Origin of the sequence: Leptolyngbya sp. Heron Island J (assembly GCF_000482245.1) — a bacterium.
Lineage (GTDB): Bacteria > Cyanobacteriota > Cyanobacteriia > Phormidesmidales > Phormidesmidaceae > Leptothoe.
On record NZ_AWNH01000109.1, the window covers coordinates 24442 to 44072 of the forward strand.

Genomic DNA, 19631 nt, shown 5'->3' on the forward strand with positions numbered 1-19631 from the left:
GCAAGATTTAAGATCCGTTAGGATAATCTGGGCGACTAGATTATTTACTGCCATCAAAAACGCTGTATGAATAAGTGGTATCGGTTTACGATGATTGCGGTAGGTATTGCTGTGATTGTTGTAGCTGTACGTACCTGTCAATCGTCAAGGGATACCTTAGAAAGTATCCAGAACCAAGAAAATGCTGGTCAGTCCAATCCGGAACTGACGCTCAAGGACGTCACCCTTGAGCAGCCTGATGATAATGGTGGTTTGCTTTGGCGCGTTAAAGCCGAAGAAGCTACTTACAGTCCAGATCGCCGTTTGGCCAGTCTTAAATCGCCTGAAGGTGAGCTTTTTCAAGATGGGAAATTGCTATATGAGGTTAAAGCGGATCAGGGTGAAATTCGGGAGAATGGCGAGTCAATATTTCTGCAGGGCAATATTGTCGCCGTCAGTCCAGACAATCAGGTTACCCTAAGGGGCAATAGTCTGGAGTGGACTCCAGAGGAAGACCTATTACTTGTCCGAGATAATATCAGCGGCGATCATCCACAGCTCAAAGCAGCGGCCCAAGAAGCACGATTGTTTAACAGAACCCAACGTTTGGAGCTACTCAGGGGGGTGATGGCGACCACTCAGCAAGAACCCTGGATCGGGTTTGAGTCAGAAACGCTGATCTGGTTGCTAGATGAGGAAAAGCTAGAGACAGATATGCCACTCCAAGTAGAGCAATATGTGGCCAAAGATGATTCCACAGTTACTGATCGTCTCATCGGCAGGCAAGGCGAGTTTGACTTGATCGAGCAGCGGGCCACATTACGTCAGCAGGTGCAGCTGAATGCGTTGGAAATACCTTTACAAACGAACAGTGACATTGCCGTTTGGGACACAGTAGACAGTACTGTCGTCATCGACACGCCTGTACAAATACAGTATCCCAGACGAAAAATAACCGCTAATGCCAACCAGGCCCGTCTCAATTTGAACACGGAGATTCTGGTATTAAATGGCAGCGTACGCTCAGTTGATCAAGAGAGACAATCATTATTAATTGCCGATCAGCTAACTTGGAATATTGAAACCCAAGATGTGGAAGGGCAAGGTAATGTCAGCTATAGACAGCAAGACCCTGCTGCCACCGTCAACGGTGACCGAGCCGTTGGTAATTTAGATGAGCAGACAGTGTTAGTAACTGGGAGAAATGTAGTTACTGAGATTGTGCCGTCGGAGCTTCAATAACCTCATTGCGTTTAGGATCACCCAGACGGTAAGGATTTTTGTTGAACTGGACTGTTGCCTTAATCTGTTGCGGTACCTGACTAGCTTTTCCCCATTGGTTTTCAAGGGATGCAAGTAAACGGTCCTGATGACCACGCAGGGTTTCTAGCCCGGAGCCATAGTTAATAATGGCAAACCAGACGGTGCCTTTTTCCTCCGTGGGCAAGGCACCTGCTAAGGCACTGACAACAGCCAAGCTGCCGGTCTTAACTGAGGCATTGGTCGGCAGGTTGCGGTCGATCAGTGTGCCGATGTCTGTGCCTGCAACGGGAAACAAGTCCGCAAAATTTAAATTCTTGGTCTGTAGGCGCGTTTGAATGGCTTGCATCAAGACAATCACTGCTCGGGCTGAGAGCTGGTTATCCTCGCCAAGACCAGAACCATTTACCAAACTAATCTCACCAGGGGTAACTCCAACCTGTTCAGCAATTTTGACTATGTTTGCGGGGCCTCCTGATAAATCCGCAACCATGTCAGCCATCACGTTGTTGCTGTAGATATTCATCGCCTTGAGGATTAAAGCCAGGGGTAGCGATTTATGACGTACTAGCCAACCTGATGCTTGGTTGAGCACTGTTGCAGACGATGCTAGTTTGACGGACCCTTGGATTTGCAGTGTGGGTCTGGGGGTGCCAGCGGGTAAGGTCACGTACTGTTGCTCGACTGCCCAACCCCAAGTGGCTGAATTCATCGCTTGTTTAAGCAGTTCTCCTGATTCCAACGGGTTTGTATTGAAATTCATCACAAACCGATCAATCACAACCAGGTTACCTGTGACCTGTTGGATGCCCAGCTGCTGCAAGGTGTTACCCAGGGCGATGCCTTCTTCCCAGATAAATAGAGGATCGTAGGCTCCTTTGATGATTAGATCACCCTGAAGCGTACCGTTGGTGATAGTGCCTTGCCAGCCCACAAATGTTTCAAATTGATGATCAATGTTGTAAGTTTCAAGGGCTGCCAAGGTAGTCGCTACTTTAGTTAAAGATGCGGCTGGTAAGCGTCGAGATTCTTGATGGCGGGCAACCGGATAGCGACCGGCATCGACGGCTACGCTTTGCTGATCAGTCGAAAAGCCTAGATTACTTAAGTCTGCTAGATAGTTGTCGAGAATAGTCTCAGCTGCTGGATCTGCGGCTAGCTGCTGTTGTAACCAGGGGGATTCCCACGTAGGGCGAATGTCAACATCAGCCAGGTTTGCACTGGCAATGGGTTGCCAGGGACGAGGGCCAATTAGGGCAGATATAAAAGCTAGGGAAAAAAGCCAATTCACGGCGAGAAACTGTCAGCTGTTTTACTGGCTAAAGATACACTAGGAATCGATCAATGTGGGGATTTAATTGGTGAATTAGTCGCTTGAGTCATCATTATTGGGCACCACTCATCGGACAACAGACGATAATAAGCTTGGGCGTGAGTGTTTCGATGGAGCCTACCATTAAAGCCGCAGTCGAATGCTCAGCTAAACGGCAAGGGAGATATAGATATGGCTAAGGCGGACGAAAACCAGTGGCTACGACAGTTGCCGCTAGTCGTGGGAAGTATAGGCGGTATCCTGCTGCTGCTCAATAGATTACTAACGCCGGTAGTGACTGACTCCCAAGCACGTGCCGATGTTGTGGGTGTATTTCTCAGTGCAATTTTGATCCTCACCACTTTGCTCTGGCGACAGATTCAGCCGGTGCCTCCAGAGGCTGTCATCTTGGAGGGAGAAGAAGGGTTTGAGCTGGCTGATGATTTATCTGATGATGTGGCCACTGAGCTGGCTTGGGCGTCGCACCTATTGCTTACGAATACGGTGACTCGGTCTTTAGTGGCTTACTATGACGGTCAGGTGCTGATGCGACGTGGTATTTTGGGGCCTAGCAAAGCTGTTGAAGTTGGGGCCATTTTGAAGCGGGTGCTGACCCAGAAAAAGCCGGTCTATCTGGTGAGTTTAAAGCTTTATCCTGGCAAACTTGAGTTTAACTATTTACCTGAGAATACTCAGGGAATTATTTGTCAGCCCATGGGCGATAAGGGGGTATTAATCTTGGGAGCTAATGCGCCACGTAGCTACACCAAACAGGATGAAACCTGGGTAGAAGGCGTTGCTGATAAGCTAGGGGCAAGTTTAGATGCCCTGGCTGCTAATCAAGTGACGACATGAGGCGATGGTCTTGTATTCTGGCTATTGTGTTGATGATTTGAGCGGTAACGGGAGCAAAGATCCATGGCTAAGTTTGTGATGTGGGGTAGCTATTGCGAAAATGCGTTAGAGAAGCGCACTCCCTACCGAGCAGATCATTTAGCTGGTTTGCAGGATCAAAAAGAGAAAGGTTTGCTGACGTCCTTGGGGCCAACTACCGACAATAGTAAAGTTTTTGGTACCTATGAAGTGGCTGATGAGGCGACCGTTCGGCAGCTAGTGGAGAATGATCCGTACTGGGTCAATGGTATTTGGACTGAGTACGAAGTTTATGAATGGAATCAGGTGTTTTAGTTACAGATTTGGACTCTGCAGGGGAATGAAGCTAATTACAAGTCTGGTTTAATTCAAATTATCCGGAACTTGATATTGGGTGGATGGGTATACACATATGCGTAGCTAGTAGTTGATGTAGCTAAACGGATATGAAACAAGCAGAGTCAAAAATTGCGTTGTTGATTGACGCAGACAATGCGCCTGTTGCCAAAGTTGATGCTATCTTGGCAGAGATCGCTAAGTATGGTGTGGCTAATATTCGTAGAGCCTATGGTAATTGGAAAAGTCCTAAACTCAAAGGCTGGGAAGACTGTTTACACGATTATGCTATTCGACCTGTTCAACAATTTGACTATACAAAGGGTAAAAACGCTACCGATGCCGCTTTGATCATTGATGCGATGGACCTGTTATACACCCAGAAGTTAGATGCGTTTGCATTAGTGTCGAGTGACTGTGATTTTACCCCGCTGGTCATGAGAATTTTAACCAGTGGTCTTAAAGTGTATGGTTTTGGTGAGAAAAAAACGCCGTCGCCATTTGTTTCTGCTTGTTCCATCTTTTTGTATCTGGAAACCATTGATCAAGCGGTGGATACAGAAACATCTAAAGCATCTGCGAGTGTGAGAAAAACAGCCCAGGAGCTTAAACAAGATACGAAACTGATGAACCTGTTAAGGGGAGCTGTTGCTAATACGCAAGATGAGGACGGCTGGTCGAGATTATCTGTTATTGGAACCCATATTGCTAATCAAGCGTCTTTTGAATCTCGTAATTATGGATATGCCAAACTGAGTAGTATTTTTGAAGCTATTGATTTATTTGAGATGCGTAGGAAAGATAAGGCTATTTATGTAAAGACTAGAAAAAAGAAGTAGCCGCGTCACCTACGACTGGTGTCTTTTGTTACAACAACTTTGTTTGAGGGCATAACTGATAAGCTAGCCAATCGCGATAGCCAACGGGGATATTGGGAAAAATTGAGTGTACTTTGCGTCGATTTTTGGGTGTTGGATGCGATCGCAAACTATAAAACGATAATTTTGGGTGCTATGTTTTGATTACATATACTCTGCTCGTTTACTAAGGACACTATGGTGCTTTCCTCTCCACCCATGACTCAGATTAGTAGCATATGCGATCTATCTGTTGTTGTGCCCATTTACAATGAGTATGAAAGTATTCCTCTGCTAGTTGAAAAAATTACTGGTGTTGCCCAGTCAATGGACGTTGCCTACGAGCTAATTTGTGTCGACGATGGCTCAACTGACGGGTCGGCAAAGTTACTAAAAAAAATGGCCAGGGAGCGTCACGACCTCAGAGTCATCCTGCTAAGACGAAACTATGGGCAAACTCCAGCCATGGCCGCCGGATTTAACTATGCCAGGGGACGAGTCATTGTCACCTTAGATGGGGATCTGCAAAACGAACCAGCAGATATTGCCACCGTCTACAGCAAGCTACACGAAGGCTATGACCTGGTGAGTGGTTGGCGCAAAGAAAGACAGGACAATGCCGTTACCCGATTACTGCCTTCAAAAATTGCCAACTGGCTGATTGCCCGAGTCACTGGGGTCAGACTGCACGACTATGGTTGTTCGCTGAAAGCCTACAGTGCGGATGTAGTGAAAGATATGAATCTCTATGGTGAACTGCACCGCTTTTTGCCTGCCCTAGCCTATATCGAAGGGGCGCGGATTAGCGAAGTGCCAGTGCGTCACCATGCGCGTCAGTTTGGTCAAAGTAAATATGGGTTGGGACGTACCTTCCGAGTCGTGCTAGACCTGCTGACCATTTACTTTATGAAGACTTTTTTGACTCGACCGATGCATGTATTTGGTCCATTTGGTGCGATTTCAGTGTTAGCAGGTTTGGGGTTGAGTATCTATCTGGCGTTTATCAAATTTATTTTGAATGCTGAAATTGGCAACCGCCCTCTGTTGCTACTGGCGATTGTGTTATTTATTTCAGGCATTCAACTACTGAGTGTGGGTCTGCTGGCAGAACTGATGATGCGTACCTATCACGAGTCGCAACAACGGCCTATTTATCGAGTCCGAGAAGTAGTGGGTGGAAAAGTGTAAGCCACTAGTCTTGGACATAGGGTTGACCACTGATGAGGGCTATTTCAGCTCGAACAAATTCTCGACCAAGATAGGCAGCATGGTCTAAATAGCGGATGGGGCAGGGATTTTCTTGATCCTCAAAAATTTGGATGCAGAGTTCCTTGGCTGTGCGTGCCTGATACAACCGTGTTGCTTGCCGGGGAGGTGCATTTTTTTTTGCCAACAGTGGTTTGCCAGTTTCGGGATCGCAGGCGACACCCTTATCATTGATGACATTGGTAAAGTGCTTGGCGCAGATTAACCCCTGTTCAGGGTCCAGGTAAATTAAAAAATAGCCGTCGGGATCAAGCTCAATAAATCGTTTAGAAAGCTTGTCGTCTAGAGCTTTGAGGCTGTCGGCAGATGGACTCGTAGATGGACTGATAGTCATGGGATAGAAGCGGTTGCGGTAAGTCAGAATGGGATGACACAGATGCAGTTTGTCTGAGTCCCATATTCTACCGTGCAGCCTCTATGATTTCATCCGGCTCCCGTTTCTTCTGCGACCAGTGGTTTCAAGGGTAGATCGGTATTGATGGCGTCAATTTCTTGCTGCTCTGCGGTGTTAATGCGGCCAATATAGTTATCGAGCACCTGGGCCAGGGTGGGATGGTAGAACTTATGCAGGCTGTAGTTGGGAGCAGCCGGGAAACCGCGTCGTTTTTTGTGGCGTCCGCCAGCACCCGGATCAAATAGCTGAATGCCGTTGGCAATCGCCCAGTCGATGGGTTCGTAATAGCAAGCGTTGAAGTGAAGATGATTGTATTCTTCAAAGGCACCCCAGTAGCGGCCATAGAGTAAATCACCTTTGGTCAAACAAAAAGACATGCCGATGGGGTCATTACTGTCGTCACTGTAGGCGGCAAACACAACGGTGCGATCGCAATACTCAGGGTGCAGCTGTTGAAAAAATTTCCGTGTCAGATATTTGCTGCCCCACCAGCCAAACTTATCGCAGGTATCGCTGTAAAAGTCGTACACCAGATTGCACAGTGTCGCTGATAGTCCGTCACCGCTATGTACCTCAAAGTGCAGCCCGGCCTTAGTAACTGATTTTCGCTCCCGTTTAATGTTGCGACGCTGATTAGCATTAAACCGAGCTAAATAATCATCAAAGGTTTGATAGCCTTCATTTTGCCAAATATAGCTATGGTGCAGCCACTTGTAAAAACCCAAAGCCTCCATAGAACTGCGCCAGGCGGGGTCAGCATAGAGAAAATGACAGCCAGAGATGTGATTTTGCACACAAAACTGTTCAATAGCCGCCACCATCAATTTGGTCAGGGTGGTTTCATCTTCCCCGACCGCGATCAAAAATCGATAGCCCTCGGCTGGGGTAAAAGGTGACATGCCTAACAGCTTGGGATAATAGTCAATCCCCAACTGATCGGCCAAATCAGCCCACTGATGGTCAAACACAAACTCACCCCGGCTGTGACCCTTGAGATATAGCGGAGCGGCAGCGACTAACCTGTGCTGATGCCATACCGTCAGGTGGTTAGGTAGCCAGCCGGTTTGGGCTTTAGTGCTGCCTGAAGTTTCCATAGAATTGAGCCAGAACCACTCAAGAAAAGGGGTTCTCAGTGGCTTAGCCATGCTATCCCAGTCGGATACGGGCAGGTCTGCCATGCGATTAACCCAACGCAGGGTGTAGTCGCCCAGTGACTCATTGGTGGTTTTCCCCATTCTTGGCATAGCGTATTGGTCCACTACGGTAATGTAGCGCGGGAGATGGGGAATGGGAAGGCAGGATCAAAGGGAGTAGGCAGGGTGGATGGGGGACAGGCGTTTTGAAAATTGATGGTTTGAAATGTGAGGTATTTCAGTTTGTCTGGTGCAGACCGGTCCAACCGTTTTGTCTAGTGCAGACCGGTCCAACTGTTGCATGCAAAATTGCGCACTCAAGACTCAAAACTGTTGCAACGCTGTCGTCGGTAATTTAAGAACACCTCATTGTCAATGATTTGCTGGGATATCAACGTAAATCTGGGGGCGTTGTCTAGGGAGAAGCCGTCGCCATCACAGGGGGTGGGAGAATTTTTGCCACCGATGATTAAAGGACAAACGGTGAGCCAGAGTTCATCAATCAGGTCAGCCTCCATCAGTCTGGCCACTAGCTGACCGCCACCCATGACCACCAGACGATCAATCCCCAGCGTTTTCAGCTTGGTTAAAATTTGTTTCCAATCAAACTGTTGATTCTCGGTTGCGGTCGGTGCGACCCAGATGCGTTCGAATGGAGCTGTCGCTGGCCAGTTGGCCGCGCCTTCAGCAGTTGTTAATAACCAGCGAGAGACTGGCTGATGAAAAAAACGGATGTTGGCATCCAATTGCCCTGAACGAGAGCAGACAATGTGAATAGGCTGGGGGGGCTGTGCTCTTTGACGACGCTGTGCTAGCAACTCCGGGGTTTTGACTAGAGCTGTAGTCCCATACGCACGCAGGGTGCTAGCCCCGAATAGAGTGGCATCTGCGATCGCAAGTTGCTGTTCTAGATGCTGCTGATCGACCGTGGAGGGAAACCTGGCAGCGGTGCGCTGGGCATCGCTGATTTTGCCATCGGCACTCATCGCTAAAACCATGATGACATGGGGCCGACAGCTAGTTTTAGAATGGGTTTGTAGGGCCGGTGATGACATGGTTTCAGACATGGGCTGGGCAACACTGACCCTCGATATGAGCTAATTTGTGAGAGGCTGACAGATAGCGAATGTGACAGACTGGCCGACTGTTAGGCCCGTAGCGACAAGTAATGTGTGATGCCCGGTAATGTTCGATTTCAAGCGATTAAGCTACCTTTGAGAAGGCTTCATCTATGTGAGTGCTACTTCAACTTTTGGATGGCTAGCCGGTAGCTAGGTAAGACCAGTCGATAAACTAAGTGGGTGTTAGCACCGGTATCAGTAATAACACGATGCCCGTGGGTACGGTCATTGTCAAAACTGATCTAATGCGTAGGGTGGTTTATCAGTGGAGATAACATCGAGATAGACAAAGTTAGCATGGTAGCGAGCAGCTTTGGTTAAACTATCGCCGACTCAGCGGTCAGCGTTCTGATTCGTTGTTATCTCCGATTTTGAATCCATGTCTTATCTACGATTCCTATTGAAATCAGCGACGATTCTTAGATTCTTGTAAGTATTTAGCGGTTTATGGCTAAGCGTCCTCTTTCATTTCGTCGATTATTAATACTGCGTATCTTATTGCTAAGTACGCCTGTATTACTGATTGGTCAGGCGATTACTTTGCGCAAAGCACGTTCGAGTCTGCTAGAAACCGCCCGACAAAATTTAACCAGCAGTGCGATCAACAAGGCCACTGGATTGACGGAAAGCGTCCGAGCCGTCGAGTCTGAATTAATGTTGTTGGCTGATAGCCAGTCCCTTAAGTCTGGAGATGCTGCGACTGTAGCGGCGGCTCTGAATCGCTACACCGATATTGCTTCCCACCGGGTTGGCTGTTTGGAGCTGATCGATGCTGAAACGGGTGAGGTGGCGTCTTCTACCTGTGATACATCCCTATTGCCAACGCCGCTACAGCTTCCCTGGCAGCAACAACCGACAGGGGAAGCTGATTTCTACTTAGTAGATTTGGATAGTCCTTATCGGGCAGGGACAAAGCCTTTACCAGAGTTTAATAACGATGAGCAGGGTATGCACTCCTCTCTCCTTGATCTGATTGTGGCTACCCCTATCTATAGTCCAGAGGGCGAACTACGCTATACCCTGTCTGCTCAGCTTGGTTTTACTCAGCTAGAAGATACAAATCCGCGCTCACTGGTGGGTAAAACCGTCATTATTGACCCTAATGGGATTGTGGTGACCCATCCCAACCCTGAGCTAGTGGGGCTTTCGGTAGACGATCTCCATGGGGCCGATCGGTTTGTCAGCATTATCAGCAGCATTCGGGTGGGCAATGCCGATACCTTACATTTGTTTAGCCTGTTAGAAAGCGGTGATGAGTGGTTAGCGGGCTATAGCGGTGCCAAGCTGCCCGTTTCTACAGGACAGACCCAAACCTGGAATGTGCTGGCAGTAACGCCCATTAACCAGGCCCTCCACGCCTTGGGGGAAATTCGCATGATTTTATTCTTGCTGACGTTGGGGTTGTTAGGGGCTAATGCTCTCCTTGCTCTCTATGTGGCTCGTAGTCTGTCACTGCCTGTAGAGCGCTTGATCCATTACACTCAGCAGGTTCAAGATCTGTCCTCTGAGGTGAAGGCGGCTCCTAAGAATCGCAGTATTTGGGAGCTAGACTATCTTGGACAAGTCCTAGAGCGGATGCTGCGTCGTCTGGAAGGGGGAGCCCAAGAGCTACGTCAGGCTTGGGAAAATGCCCAGATGGCTAACCAGCTCAAAAATGAGTTCCTGGCGAATACGTCCCACGAGCTACGCACGCCTCTCAATGCCATCATTGGTTGTGTTCGTTTGGTCCGTGATGGCTGCTGTGATGACCGTGAAGAGGAACTAGAGTTTTTGGAACGGGCTGATAATGCCGCGATTCATTTGCTCAAAATCATTAATGACATTTTAGATATTGCCAAAATCGAATCAGGCACTGTCAGCCTTGACCTGGAAACCTTGGATTTAGGCTCCATTGTTCAGGATGTGCTGGATATGCAGGCTTTGCAGATTCAGCAAAAAGGATTGACGTTACATCGCCCCACTAAGTCAGAGCCGATCTGGGTCAAGGGGGATGGGGATAAATTGAAGCAGGTATTGCTTAATATTGTGTATAACGCGATTAAATTTACCCACAGCGGCAGTATCACAGCCAAGATCGACGTGGTTCATCATGTCGATACTCCCGATGATGACGCGGAATCGGTGCCAGCACCTCGGGTCAGCGTAACCATCCAAGATACTGGCATTGGCATTGATCCAAAGGATCAACAGAAGCTATTTCATCCCTTTGTTATGGTGGATGGCACTCACACGCGCAGTTATGAAGGCACGGGGTTGGGGCTGGCGATTTCCAAGAATTTTATGAAGCTGATGGGGGGAAGCATTGGCCTCGACAGCGAAGGTGTAAACCAAGGCACGGCGGTCACCGTGAGTTTGCCACTGTTAGCGAATCAGGGAGAGATCGAAGCAGCACCTCAAGATGAAAACACAACGGGGGCTACCGCACAGGTCCTGGTGGGACAGCAGGCGGAGGGTTAAGTTGACGAGCAGGTCAACCCCAATCTTGCGGGTACTGTGGGCAAACCCAGTCACCTGCTTGCTCTAGGGATTGAGTAAGGGCTGCCAAGATAGCGACCAGGCGCGTGCCAACGATGCCTGAAGAAAGTGGTGAGGGTTGATTGGTGAGCACGCTGTGGACAAAGCGATCACACATCGTGGCCAGGGGCTCTTGCTCTGGCACCTCGACTGATATCGTGTCTAACCCGGTGGGGGAAAATGTATCGGTTTCTAGCTGACCAAGCTGCAGCGTGAGGGGAGATTCGGGACGCATTTCGTCAAAGACAAGGCTGCCGAGATCGCACACCACAGTCAGCTGTCGCTGTTTGTGAGGATTGGCCCAGCATAAATGAACTGTGGCTTCAAAACCGCTGGGGTAGTGCAGCCGACACCAGACAACATCATTCAGGGGTCCGGTTTGGCCCGAGCGCTGTAGCCAGGTCAGTCCCTGGGCCTGGACACGGATGGGAAAATCCCCCAGCCAGTGGTTAAAAATAGCAATATCATGGATGGCCAAATCCCAAAGCGCATCGACGTCATAACGTACAGGTCCCAGATTGGTGCGGGCGGCGTAGCCATAGCGGGGGGAACCCAAACGTTCCAGGCTGCTTTTAGCCTCAGCTACGGCAGGATGAAAGAGATAGGTATGGTCAATAAAAAGCTGTCGATTTTGGTGTTGGGCCAGCTGGCAGAGCGTAGCGGATGTGGCTGCCGTTAGCGTTAGGGGTTTTTCACATAGCACATGGAGCTGACGTTGGAGAGCCGCCGTGACGATGGTCTCGTGGGTAATGGCGGGCGTTGCGATCGCGACGGCGTTAATACCCTTGATGTCTAAAGCAGCTTCCCAGTGGGTTAACAATGCTACCGAATCGTCTAGATTAAATTGCTGGGCGATGGTTGCCAGCCGTTCACTAGACGAATCGACCACGGCCCGCACCTGGATTTGGAGATGAGCCAGGAAGTTGCGTAGTAGATGGGTGCCCCAACGCCCCACACCTATCAGTGCCAGCTGAATTTGGCCTGTTTTTGACGCCATGCCTGCCTACCCCGTTTTAATGAAATTAACCGCCCAGCGTGTGGGTTTGGTCAGCGCGGTTCACCCCCTGGTTTCACGGTGATTAGGGGCTCTAATTGTTGATAAGCCTGCCGAGCCGCACGTTGTTCTGCCTGTTTAATCGATGGGCCTTTACCCTCTCCCCAGAGTTTTCCCTGGTACTTCACCTGAGCATAAAAACGTTCTGGATCGCCGTGGCCCTGGCTAATTTCCTTGACGGTATAGTCAGGCAATTGTTTGCTATGGGCCTGGGTTAGTTCTTGGAGGGCGGCTTTGTAGTTTTGGCGGGCTGGATCGTTTTTGATCGCTTGAGTGAGTCGCTCAAAGTGGGCATCCAACCACGGACGAATCAAGCTGAGATTATGGGTGCTGCTGTATAGGGCTCCGAGTACGGCTTCAAAGGCATCGGCCAGGCGCGAACTGTGACCGGCTCGATCGCCAGCGGCACTGGAGGATATGTGTAGATAGCGGCCAAAGTTATAGCTTTTGGCCAGTGTGGCCAGGGTTCGGTCGCTAACCAGCTGCGATCGCACGGCGGCCATTTCTCCAACGCTCATCTGAGGATAGGTTTCTTGTAAAAACTCTGCTGCAGCTAGACGTAAGGCCGCATCCCCTAGAAACTCTAAGACCTCATTATTATGATCAGCTGAACTAGAAATATCTATCAGTGCCTGATGCAGCAAGTCCCAGCGTACGCATGTGCTGTCCACTATGCCTAGCTTTGCGATCAACTGTTCGAGTGTTTGTCTGCGTCGGGGATCGCTTTCCATCACCCGTTCCCTAGTGTCCATACCCCGTTCGCTACTCACCACGCAGTGCTCCCTAAAAAAATGGAAAGAGTCAGCCGTAAGCCGGGTTCTGTTCTCGATGATGTCACCATCAACGGGCGGTTATCTATCTGGGACAACTGTTACCAGTTGCCTCTAGCGGTACACCAAAAGCGGGGCTGGAAAAAGGTCAACCATAGCCCCTGCGACCTTGCTCCTAGCCGGGGTTTACCGAGCCAGCACCTCTCGATGCTGCTGGTGCGCTCTTACCGCACCTTTGCACCCTTACCTGTGGTGTGGGTAAGCACAAGGCCTACCCCGACCCATCGGCGGTATGTTTCTGTGGCACTATCCTCACGGTCACCCGCACTGGGCGTTACCCAGCAAGCCTGACCTTTCAGGAGCCCGGACTTTCCTCAGATTAGAGCAAACCTAATCTGCAACCGCAGCACCAACTCTTTCCGACTAACTATAATATCGCGGGGCCACAAGAAACTTACATAAGCCCACAGCACAAAAAAGGCTGCCATCGGGCAGCCTTATCTCAGTACAATCCACAATCATGGCTATGGTCTGGAGAGGTGCTTTGGAATCTATCGTAAATGTTCCAAAAGCCCCGAGCGTTCCAGTACCATCTGAACCTGCGCATTCATGCCTTTAGCGACAATTTTTGCACCTGTCTGGTGAGACTGAATGATACCTTCCCAAAAGATGGATGCTGTCGCCGGGTCAATAAATTTCGTTTTTGCCATGTCGATAATTAGCGTGACCCCTGGCCGAATTTTCTGCTTTAAATCTTGCCGGAAAAAAGGGGAAATCATCATGTCTACGCGACTGGGCAGACGAATGACCGCGTATGCTGTGGCTGGACTTGCATTCATGGGTAGCAAATATCACTCAGTACATTACTACGGTAAGCAAAATAGCGTTGGGATACGTGGGTTGTTTTACGGATAAAATCAAGGATTTACATGCTTTTAACAGAGCTTTTGCAATTCTTTTAGGATCGGTATTTACTGAAAAAATACGGATATTTCCTGTAAAAAATACCTGTATAGCCAATAAAAGGCGACTCAGAACACTGTAGAGCCCTGAATCGTGACTACTTGAGACATCCGATCTGCTTCATCCCTCCGTCCTTAGTCATGCATCTAACTGTGATTCATCTCACTCGTACTCATAATGAGTTTGGGTTAGTATGGGGATTCAAGCGGGAGGTTCGTTATGGAACAGCTGTCTCAATCCTGGTCTGATGTAGCGTCCGATGTGATGAGCGATGGAGTGGCGTCGAGTGCGTTAGCCAGTTTTGGCACCGGCTTGGGGGCGCTGCCGGTTCTGTTTACCTCGCGGCTCGGTGAACGCTGGCAAACTCTGTTGTTGAGTGTTGGTAGCGGGGTAATGTTAGCTGCGGCGACGTTTTCGTTGTTGCTTCCAGCCTGGCGGCTGGTGAACCAGGCGGCTGGTGTAAACAGGTGGTTGGGAGATGGTGCGATCGCAATGGCTATTGTCGCTGGTGCAGCCCTATTTTATGGGTTGGCCAGCGTGTTGCCAGAGCCTGAATTGGATCAACAGTCTGGCCATGTATGGCTTTTTGTCTTAGCTATTGCCCTCCATCATTTTCCAGAAGGGTTGGCGGTTGGGTTGGGGACTGAATTCACCCATGATCCTGGCATCGCTATCGGTGTGGCATTACAAAATTTGCCAGAGGGGTTGATGGTGGCTCTGGCACTGCGGCAGCTTGGCTACGGCCCTGGGTTTGCCCTACTTCTGGCGACACTATCTGGCTGGTTAGAACCGTTGGGTGGTTGGCTGGGGGTGACTTTAGTCGATCTGGGTGCTGCGATCGCTCCTATAGCGATGGCCTCAGCGGCGGGAGCTATGTTGTTTGTCGTTAGCCATGAGTTGTTGCCCAGGCTTAACCTAAAAACTTTAAATAGTGGTGTGGGTATGGCAACAGGACTGGTAATGATGGGGGTGGTAGAACAGCTTTTGGGATAGAAAATTAGCGGTAGCGTTGGTTCATCTATCGGCGTCTAAATCCACCCCTAAGGCCTGTTTCAGGATTGCGTAGCCAGACGTCACTATTGAGTTGTTGAGGCGCACAGGGCAATGGCGACCCCCAACACTTATTCGAGTTTTCTGGCAAAAAATACTGAATATTGTTCACCTGCATCAGATTCACCTTAACCGTCGGTAGCTGCGGTGGCATGACTAGCTGTTGGCTTAATTGGATGCCGCTGAAATTGATGACTGTTAGGCTAATAATAAATAGAGCGCCAAACATCAAAGCCTTGGGCAGTTGGTTAATGGGTGCTACTAGTTGGCATACGAGGCTGTTTGACAGATTGCCATGGGTGCAAACAGTTGCGAGAATTAACGTTGGCAACAGCACAAAATAACCCAACCCAAAGCGAATCAGTGGGGCCTGACTAAATATAAACCCCATACCTAAAAGGCTGAGGGCAATGATCCAAAGTTCGGCGGCGTTTTGCCGAATATTTGTTTTCTTCAGTATCCAGATCGTACTGGGAATGGCAATGATCACCAAAATCAACATGACCTTGTTGAGATGAGAGATCTGTAGCCATTGACTCAAGGTCCATAGCCAGACGTTGGCATCGCTTGGCGGTGAGCCAAACCAGTCCTGCCAACCGTTAATTCGTGCCAGGGCATGGGCCGCTTGTTGTGATGACAAGGCCCAAGGAGCGGCAGCACACATCCAGGAAGAAGGATATAACGGACAGCCAGAGGTGACTATCCCAAACAGTAACAGGGGGGATAACAATATCAGACTAACTCCAGCCCCTAATGCGAGTTGGGTTGGTTTATCCCAGTTGTGAGCAATGTAGTATAGGGCAGCTATGGCCACAATTGGCAGACCGTTGAGCTTAAAGGTAACTGCACCGAGGCCTAAGACTAAAGGGATCATGGCATCTGTGCAGCACCAGTTTGAGCATTTTGTCTGGAGCATGGCTGTCGCTTGAGTATGGCAGTTTTGTTGCTGTTGCGAGAGACTGAAAGTGGCCCAGGCCACTATGCCCGTAATTAAAATCACGGGCAAATCGGGGGAGGGAGAAATCAAAATTGCTGATAGGAATGGTGTGAAAACAAACAAAGGTAGAGTCAGAGTACAGTAGATAACAATAAACCAATCTGACTTGACAGCTCTTTTAGCCAGAATATAGTGCGCTGCTACACTTCCCTGTAATAAAACTAGAAAGAACAAATATCCATTGAGGATGGCACTGCTACGGTCTCCTAGAAAACCAGGGTTAAACGGTGCTGCTAAGGCAAACCAGGAGGAGACAAATGCAAAGCCGTTATTTAATAAAGCTATACCGGGTACAGCGCCATAATCGGCGATCCAGCGAATTGCTCCAAAATGGTATAGACCCGTATCAAACCAGGATACTTGTTTTGAGGTGAGACTGGCTGTGCCCATGGCGATGAGAGCACCAATCAACAGCCATCGATCTGATACTTGTAATAGGATATTGACTGCGTTTGTCCTGACGGGGGATAACCTTAAGGCTAGGCCGGTGATCAGCCCCAATACTAGCAACCCAATTAGGGGTGATAGGGGGATAACCAGTGCGATCGCAAGAAATATATTGGCAAGTACAACGAGCCCAAGCCAAGCCGATATAAAAAAACGATCTCCTGAACGACTAAAGTTGTCTATGGGAAAAAGGGTAAGAATACCTATGCCAGTAACAAAGCTAGTACTGAGCAATAGTCCCCAAGACAATAGAAAATAAAGCATTTATTTTTTGAGTCTGGATATCAGGTATCAAGAAGTTGTTTTTTACGTATGAATCCTGGCTCTCCCGTTTAAATAATATTTTTTAGCCTCAATAATTTTTCTCTGGTAGGTATTAGTATTTTTATGACTTTTAATAATGTATTAAAAAGACTAGAATTGCTATAAATTGTTTCCCCATGATTTGTAACCATCCCATATATCGTTGGCTGAGGCTGTAGAGGGGTGGATGAGTGATGGAGTAACGGGGGAATTATTGAAGTGCGGGAGCCTAAATGTCATCTTTAATACCTCCTCTAAAGGTTCCAAGATTTAAATGGCTTATTAAAACTATCTTGCTAGCCTTAAATATCTGAAGTTCTTGTAAGCTGCAGATATTTTTATCTCATCACTCCTAAGCTGCTTCAAGAATTTTCATGAACTCATCATTCCTATGAAAAATTGTTTATGGAATCGATAGTTAAAAGCTTGCATAAAGCTTTTAGAGTTCATAGGAGTTAGGAATTACACGTGTGATAAGTTGCATTAAGAATGATAGGGCGTATTTCCCTGAAAACAGTTATTAGCTTAAGTAGTTAGTCCTAGGTGCAGGGGCTCATATTAAGACATAGGGGCTTTTAGAGAAAGAGGATAAGAGGCATTTGCCATCGACTCTTTAGGAATCAAAGAGGGTGAAAATGTTGTTTGCCCTACATTGTGTGTGGCAAGTCTAGCTAGCAAAGGCTATTGGCATTTCTGCCGATGGTCTTATCCTTCGTATTAATAACCTTCTTACTGGTTTGCTATGGCAGTTTCTCAACCAACCATTTTAGTGACAGGTGGTGCAGGTTATATTGGCTCTCATGTGGTGAAGACATTGCAGCGACAGGGATATGGTGTCCTTGTTCTAGATAACCTTGTCTACGGGCATCGCGATGTTGTTGAAAATGTGCTCCAAGCAGACTTAGTTGTTGGTGATATATGCGATCGCGCCTTATTAGATCGTATATTTGCCATCCACGATATTGCGGCGGTGATGCATTTTGCGGCCTATGCCTATGTGGGTGAATCGATCAAAGATCCAGTAAAGTACTATCGCAATAATGTGACAGGCACCGTCAACCTGTTGGAAGCCATGGTTGACGCTGATGTAAAGAACCTGGTTTTCTCATCCACCTGTGCCACCTATGGCGTGCCCAGCACCGTGCCGATTACTGAAACGTTGCCCCAGCAGCCCATTAATCCTTATGGGGCTAGCAAGCTCATGGTTGAGCGTATTCTGGCAGATTTTGATCATGCCTATGATCTGAAGTCTGTGTGTTTTCGATACTTTAATGCGGCTGGTGCTGACCCCGATGGTCAACTGGGGGAGGACCATACCCCTGAGACTCATTTGATACCGTTAGTGCTGCAAACAGCTCTGGGCTCTCGAGAGTCTATTTCTATTTTTGGTACAGACTATCCAACCGCTGATGGTACCTGTATACGAGACTATATTCATGTGATGGATTTAGCCCAGGCGCACATTCTAGGCATAAAACATTTATTACAAGGTGGCCAAAGCGAAGCCTTTAATCTGGGCAACGGCAATGGGTTTTCGGTTAGACAGGTAATTGAGACTGCCAAGCAGGTGACTGAAAAGCCTATTCATGTGATTGAAGCTGAGCGTCGCCCCGGTGATCCGCCGGTTCTGGTGGGTAGCCATGAAAAAGCTAAGACCCTGTTAGGATGGCGACCTCAGTTTTCTGACCTTAAAGAAATTTTGAGCCATGCCTGGGTGTGGCATCAAAAACGTCATGGGGTGATCTGTCCGCCAGTGGCTACGGAGATGACTGGCGGACAGCGCTGCCCTTCAAGCCAGGTTTTGGTGGGGAGGTAACGCTCATGAGCCACGACAATCCTTTGGTCTCGGTTGTGATTCCGGCGTATAACGCGGAACAATTTATTGAGCGCACATTGGTTTCCGTGCTCAATCAGACCTATGGCCATCTAGAGATTATTGTGGTGGATGATGGGTCTTGCGATCGCACTGCCGACATTGTCCAAACCCTGGCTCGTCAGGACGAACGCATTATCTTACTACAGCAGGAGAATGCCGGTGTGGCCGCCGCACGTAATACTGGCATACACCATGCTCAGGGCACCTTTATTGCCCCCTTAGATGCTGATGATATTTGGTATCCCGAAAACATTGCCCAACAGTTAGACTGTCTGCAGCAAGGCAATAGTTCTTTGGGACTTTGCTATGCCTGGACGGTAGATATCGATCACGATGATCAGCTGCTCCGCAATTTTCGAGCTGCTCAAATAACAGGTTCTGTTGCCAGGACGCTCCTCTGCCATAACTTTTTAGGTAATGCCAGTGCCAGCCTGATTCGACGTGAGTGTTTTGATACTGTTGGTGATTATGATTGCAGCTTTAATCAAAAACAAATTCAGGGCTGTGAAGACTGGGATCTATATTTACGCATTGCTGAGCAGTATGAATTTTGTGTAGCACCCCAATTCCTTGTCGGATATCGTAGAACACCCGAGAGTATGTCCTCAAAAAATACTCTCAAAATGGCTCAATCCCATAGCTACATGTTAGAAAAAGCCCGCTCAAGAGGCGGAGAGGCTCCTAATTTTTTCTATCGACTATCTAGCAGCAGCTTTTACATGTATTTAGCGAGGCAAAGCTCTCTCAACAATAGACCTCACGATACTTTGCAATGGCTTTTAACTGCCCTAAAACGTGATCTGCTCACAGTGCCATGGCGATATGGTTTTTATCTGCTAATGCTCAAAAGCCTGATCGCCTTGAGCCCTGACCGTATAAGTAATCTATTGAAAACAATCCGATCTCTGTTGACGTCTCCAGATCAGCTGCTCAAACAGATGCAATCTTCTGTCACTCAACCCTCAGCCTCTCGCATTCAATTCAAACTCCTTGTCGGTAACACATTCCACACCCTGATGTCTCACTATCCCCAGCGAAGTCGCAAACCAAAGACCGTAAACTCTGCATCCATAGGGTTACCCGCCAGTATCAAATAGCCAACAGATATTCAAAATAGCTAATTATC

At 48.3% G+C, this 19631-nt stretch carries 18 protein-coding genes and 1 other RNA gene; 10 read left to right on the forward strand and 9 right to left on the reverse strand.

Features of this window, described 5'->3' with window-relative positions; translation table 11 throughout:
* Positions 1–66: 66 nt before the first annotated feature.
* Complete coding sequence (gene lptC, locus N836_RS68495; RefSeq protein ID WP_023076282.1) at positions 67–1221, forward strand: LPS export ABC transporter periplasmic protein LptC; 1155 nt, start codon at positions 67–69, stop codon at positions 1219–1221.
* Here the strand turns inward: lptC and N836_RS68500 are convergent.
* A complete protein-coding gene (locus N836_RS68500) occupies positions 1190–2530 on the reverse strand; it encodes a D-alanyl-D-alanine carboxypeptidase (protein ID WP_023076283.1) in 1341 nt (446 codons plus the stop codon). The genes lptC and N836_RS68500 overlap by 32 nt on opposite strands.
* A gap of 213 nt (positions 2531–2743) precedes the next feature.
* On the opposite strand from N836_RS68500, the gene N836_RS68505 reads away from it, so the two are divergent.
* The 5 genes from N836_RS68505 to N836_RS68520 all read left to right on the forward strand — a co-directional run bounded on the left by N836_RS68505 (position 2744) and on the right by N836_RS68520 (position 5805).
* Entirely contained in the window at positions 2744–3406 is a 663-nt protein-coding gene (locus N836_RS68505; RefSeq protein WP_023076284.1) for a cofactor assembly of complex C subunit B, read from the forward strand.
* Between the two features lie 63 nt (positions 3407–3469).
* Positions 3470–3739, forward strand: coding sequence for a YciI family protein (locus N836_RS68510; protein WP_023076285.1), 270 nt, complete (start codon positions 3470–3472; stop codon positions 3737–3739).
* Between the two features lie 131 nt (positions 3740–3870).
* Positions 3871–4599, forward strand: a complete 729-nt coding sequence (locus N836_RS68515; protein WP_023076286.1) for an NYN domain-containing protein — start codon at positions 3871–3873, stop codon at positions 4597–4599.
* An 18-nt stretch (positions 4600–4617) separates the two neighbouring features.
* Positions 4618–4782 (forward strand): hypothetical protein, encoded by a 165-nt coding sequence (locus N836_RS76790; RefSeq protein WP_161635049.1) that lies wholly within the window; start codon positions 4618–4620, stop codon positions 4780–4782.
* 33 nt (positions 4783–4815) lie between these two features.
* Entirely contained in the window at positions 4816–5805 is a 990-nt protein-coding gene (locus tag N836_RS68520; RefSeq protein ID WP_031294327.1) for a glycosyltransferase family 2 protein, read from the forward strand.
* A 4-nt stretch (positions 5806–5809) separates the two neighbouring features.
* On the opposite strand, the gene N836_RS68525 is transcribed toward N836_RS68520, so the two are convergent.
* From N836_RS68525 to N836_RS68535, 3 genes are all read right to left on the reverse strand, one after another.
* On the reverse strand, positions 5810–6217 hold the full coding sequence (locus N836_RS68525; RefSeq protein ID WP_023076288.1) for a DUF4346 domain-containing protein: 408 nt from the start codon (positions 6215–6217) through the stop codon (positions 5810–5812).
* A gap of 89 nt (positions 6218–6306) precedes the next feature.
* Positions 6307–7512, reverse strand: a complete 1206-nt coding sequence (locus tag N836_RS68530) for a GNAT family N-acetyltransferase (RefSeq protein ID WP_023076289.1) — start codon at positions 7510–7512, stop codon at positions 6307–6309.
* 215 nt (positions 7513–7727) lie between these two features.
* Positions 7728–8477 carry a RibD family protein gene (locus N836_RS68535; RefSeq protein ID WP_023076290.1) on the reverse strand — a complete coding sequence of 250 codons (750 nt, stop codon included), beginning with the start codon at positions 8475–8477 and terminating at the stop codon, positions 7728–7730.
* A gap of 501 nt (positions 8478–8978) precedes the next feature.
* Here N836_RS68535 and N836_RS68540 point away from each other — a divergent pair.
* Positions 8979–10988, forward strand: coding sequence for a sensor histidine kinase (locus N836_RS68540; protein ID WP_023076291.1), 2010 nt, complete (start codon positions 8979–8981; stop codon positions 10986–10988).
* A 13-nt stretch (positions 10989–11001) separates the two neighbouring features.
* Here the strand turns inward: N836_RS68540 and N836_RS68545 are convergent, their stop codons facing one another.
* The 4 genes from N836_RS68545 to N836_RS68555 form a co-directional block, all read right to left on the reverse strand.
* On the reverse strand, positions 11002–12042 hold the full coding sequence (locus N836_RS68545; protein WP_023076292.1) for a Gfo/Idh/MocA family protein: 1041 nt from the start codon (positions 12040–12042) through the stop codon (positions 11002–11004).
* 50 nt (positions 12043–12092) lie between these two features.
* The gene (gene rnc / locus N836_RS68550) at positions 12093–12872 is read right to left on the reverse strand and encodes a ribonuclease III (RefSeq protein ID WP_235071180.1); all 780 of its coding nucleotides are present in this window, start codon (positions 12870–12872) and stop codon (positions 12093–12095) included.
* A gap of 19 nt (positions 12873–12891) precedes the next feature.
* An RNA gene (gene rnpB, locus N836_RS73940) (RNase P RNA component class A) lies at positions 12892–13287 on the reverse strand.
* 133 nt (positions 13288–13420) lie between these two features.
* The gene (locus tag N836_RS68555; RefSeq protein ID WP_023076294.1) at positions 13421–13708 is read right to left on the reverse strand and encodes an STAS domain-containing protein; all 288 of its coding nucleotides are present in this window, start codon (positions 13706–13708) and stop codon (positions 13421–13423) included.
* Between the two features lie 343 nt (positions 13709–14051).
* Here N836_RS68555 and N836_RS68560 point away from each other — a divergent pair, with 343 nt between their 5' ends.
* Positions 14052–14825 carry a ZIP family metal transporter gene (locus tag N836_RS68560; protein ID WP_023076295.1) on the forward strand — a complete coding sequence of 258 codons (774 nt, stop codon included), beginning with the start codon at positions 14052–14054 and terminating at the stop codon, positions 14823–14825.
* Positions 14826–14850: 25 nt separating this feature from the next.
* Here the strand turns inward: N836_RS68560 and N836_RS68565 are convergent, their stop codons facing one another.
* A complete protein-coding gene (locus N836_RS68565) occupies positions 14851–16590 on the reverse strand; it encodes an LIC_10190 family membrane protein (protein ID WP_023076296.1) in 1740 nt (579 codons plus the stop codon).
* Positions 16591–17371: 781 nt separating this feature from the next.
* Between N836_RS68565 and galE the strand changes: the two genes are divergently transcribed.
* Both galE and N836_RS0139555 read left to right on the forward strand, forming a co-directional pair.
* The gene (gene galE / locus N836_RS68570; protein ID WP_023076297.1) at positions 17372–18445 is read left to right on the forward strand and encodes a UDP-glucose 4-epimerase GalE; all 1074 of its coding nucleotides are present in this window, start codon (positions 17372–17374) and stop codon (positions 18443–18445) included.
* A gap of 5 nt (positions 18446–18450) precedes the next feature.
* A complete protein-coding gene (locus N836_RS0139555) occupies positions 18451–19602 on the forward strand; it encodes a glycosyltransferase family 2 protein (protein ID WP_023076298.1) in 1152 nt (383 codons plus the stop codon).
* The last annotated feature ends 29 nt before the right edge of the window (positions 19603–19631 follow it).

What these genes read in the sequence shown, in the direction of transcription:
- lptC (WP_023076282.1), top strand. Translation starts at nt 67, where the DNA reads ATGAATAAGTGGTATCGGTTTACGATGATTGCGGTAGGTATTGCTGTG.
- N836_RS68505 (WP_023076284.1), top strand. Translation starts at nt 2,744, where the DNA reads ATGGCTAAGGCGGACGAAAACCAGTGGCTACGACAGTTGCCGCTAGTC.
- N836_RS68510 (WP_023076285.1), top strand. Translation starts at nt 3,470, where the DNA reads ATGGCTAAGTTTGTGATGTGGGGTAGCTATTGCGAAAATGCGTTAGAG.
- N836_RS68515 (WP_023076286.1), top strand. Translation starts at nt 3,871, where the DNA reads ATGAAACAAGCAGAGTCAAAAATTGCGTTGTTGATTGACGCAGACAAT.
- N836_RS68520 (WP_031294327.1), top strand. Translation starts at nt 4,816, where the DNA reads ATGGTGCTTTCCTCTCCACCCATGACTCAGATTAGTAGCATATGCGAT.
- N836_RS68525 (WP_023076288.1), bottom strand. Translation starts at nt 6,217, where the DNA reads ATGACTATCAGTCCATCTACGAGTCCATCTGCCGACAGCCTCAAAGCT.
- N836_RS68530 (WP_023076289.1), bottom strand. Translation starts at nt 7,512, where the DNA reads ATGGGGAAAACCACCAATGAGTCACTGGGCGACTACACCCTGCGTTGG.
- N836_RS68535 (WP_023076290.1), bottom strand. Translation starts at nt 8,477, where the DNA reads ATGTCTGAAACCATGTCATCACCGGCCCTACAAACCCATTCTAAAACT.
- N836_RS68540 (WP_023076291.1), top strand. Translation starts at nt 8,979, where the DNA reads ATGGCTAAGCGTCCTCTTTCATTTCGTCGATTATTAATACTGCGTATC.
- N836_RS68545 (WP_023076292.1), bottom strand. Translation starts at nt 12,042, where the DNA reads ATGGCGTCAAAAACAGGCCAAATTCAGCTGGCACTGATAGGTGTGGGG.
- N836_RS68555 (WP_023076294.1), bottom strand. Translation starts at nt 13,708, where the DNA reads ATGAATGCAAGTCCAGCCACAGCATACGCGGTCATTCGTCTGCCCAGT.
- N836_RS68560 (WP_023076295.1), top strand. Translation starts at nt 14,052, where the DNA reads ATGGAACAGCTGTCTCAATCCTGGTCTGATGTAGCGTCCGATGTGATG.
- N836_RS68565 (WP_023076296.1), bottom strand. Translation starts at nt 16,590, where the DNA reads ATGCTTTATTTTCTATTGTCTTGGGGACTATTGCTCAGTACTAGCTTT.
- galE (WP_023076297.1), top strand. Translation starts at nt 17,372, where the DNA reads ATGGCAGTTTCTCAACCAACCATTTTAGTGACAGGTGGTGCAGGTTAT.
- N836_RS0139555 (WP_023076298.1), top strand. Translation starts at nt 18,451, where the DNA reads ATGAGCCACGACAATCCTTTGGTCTCGGTTGTGATTCCGGCGTATAAC.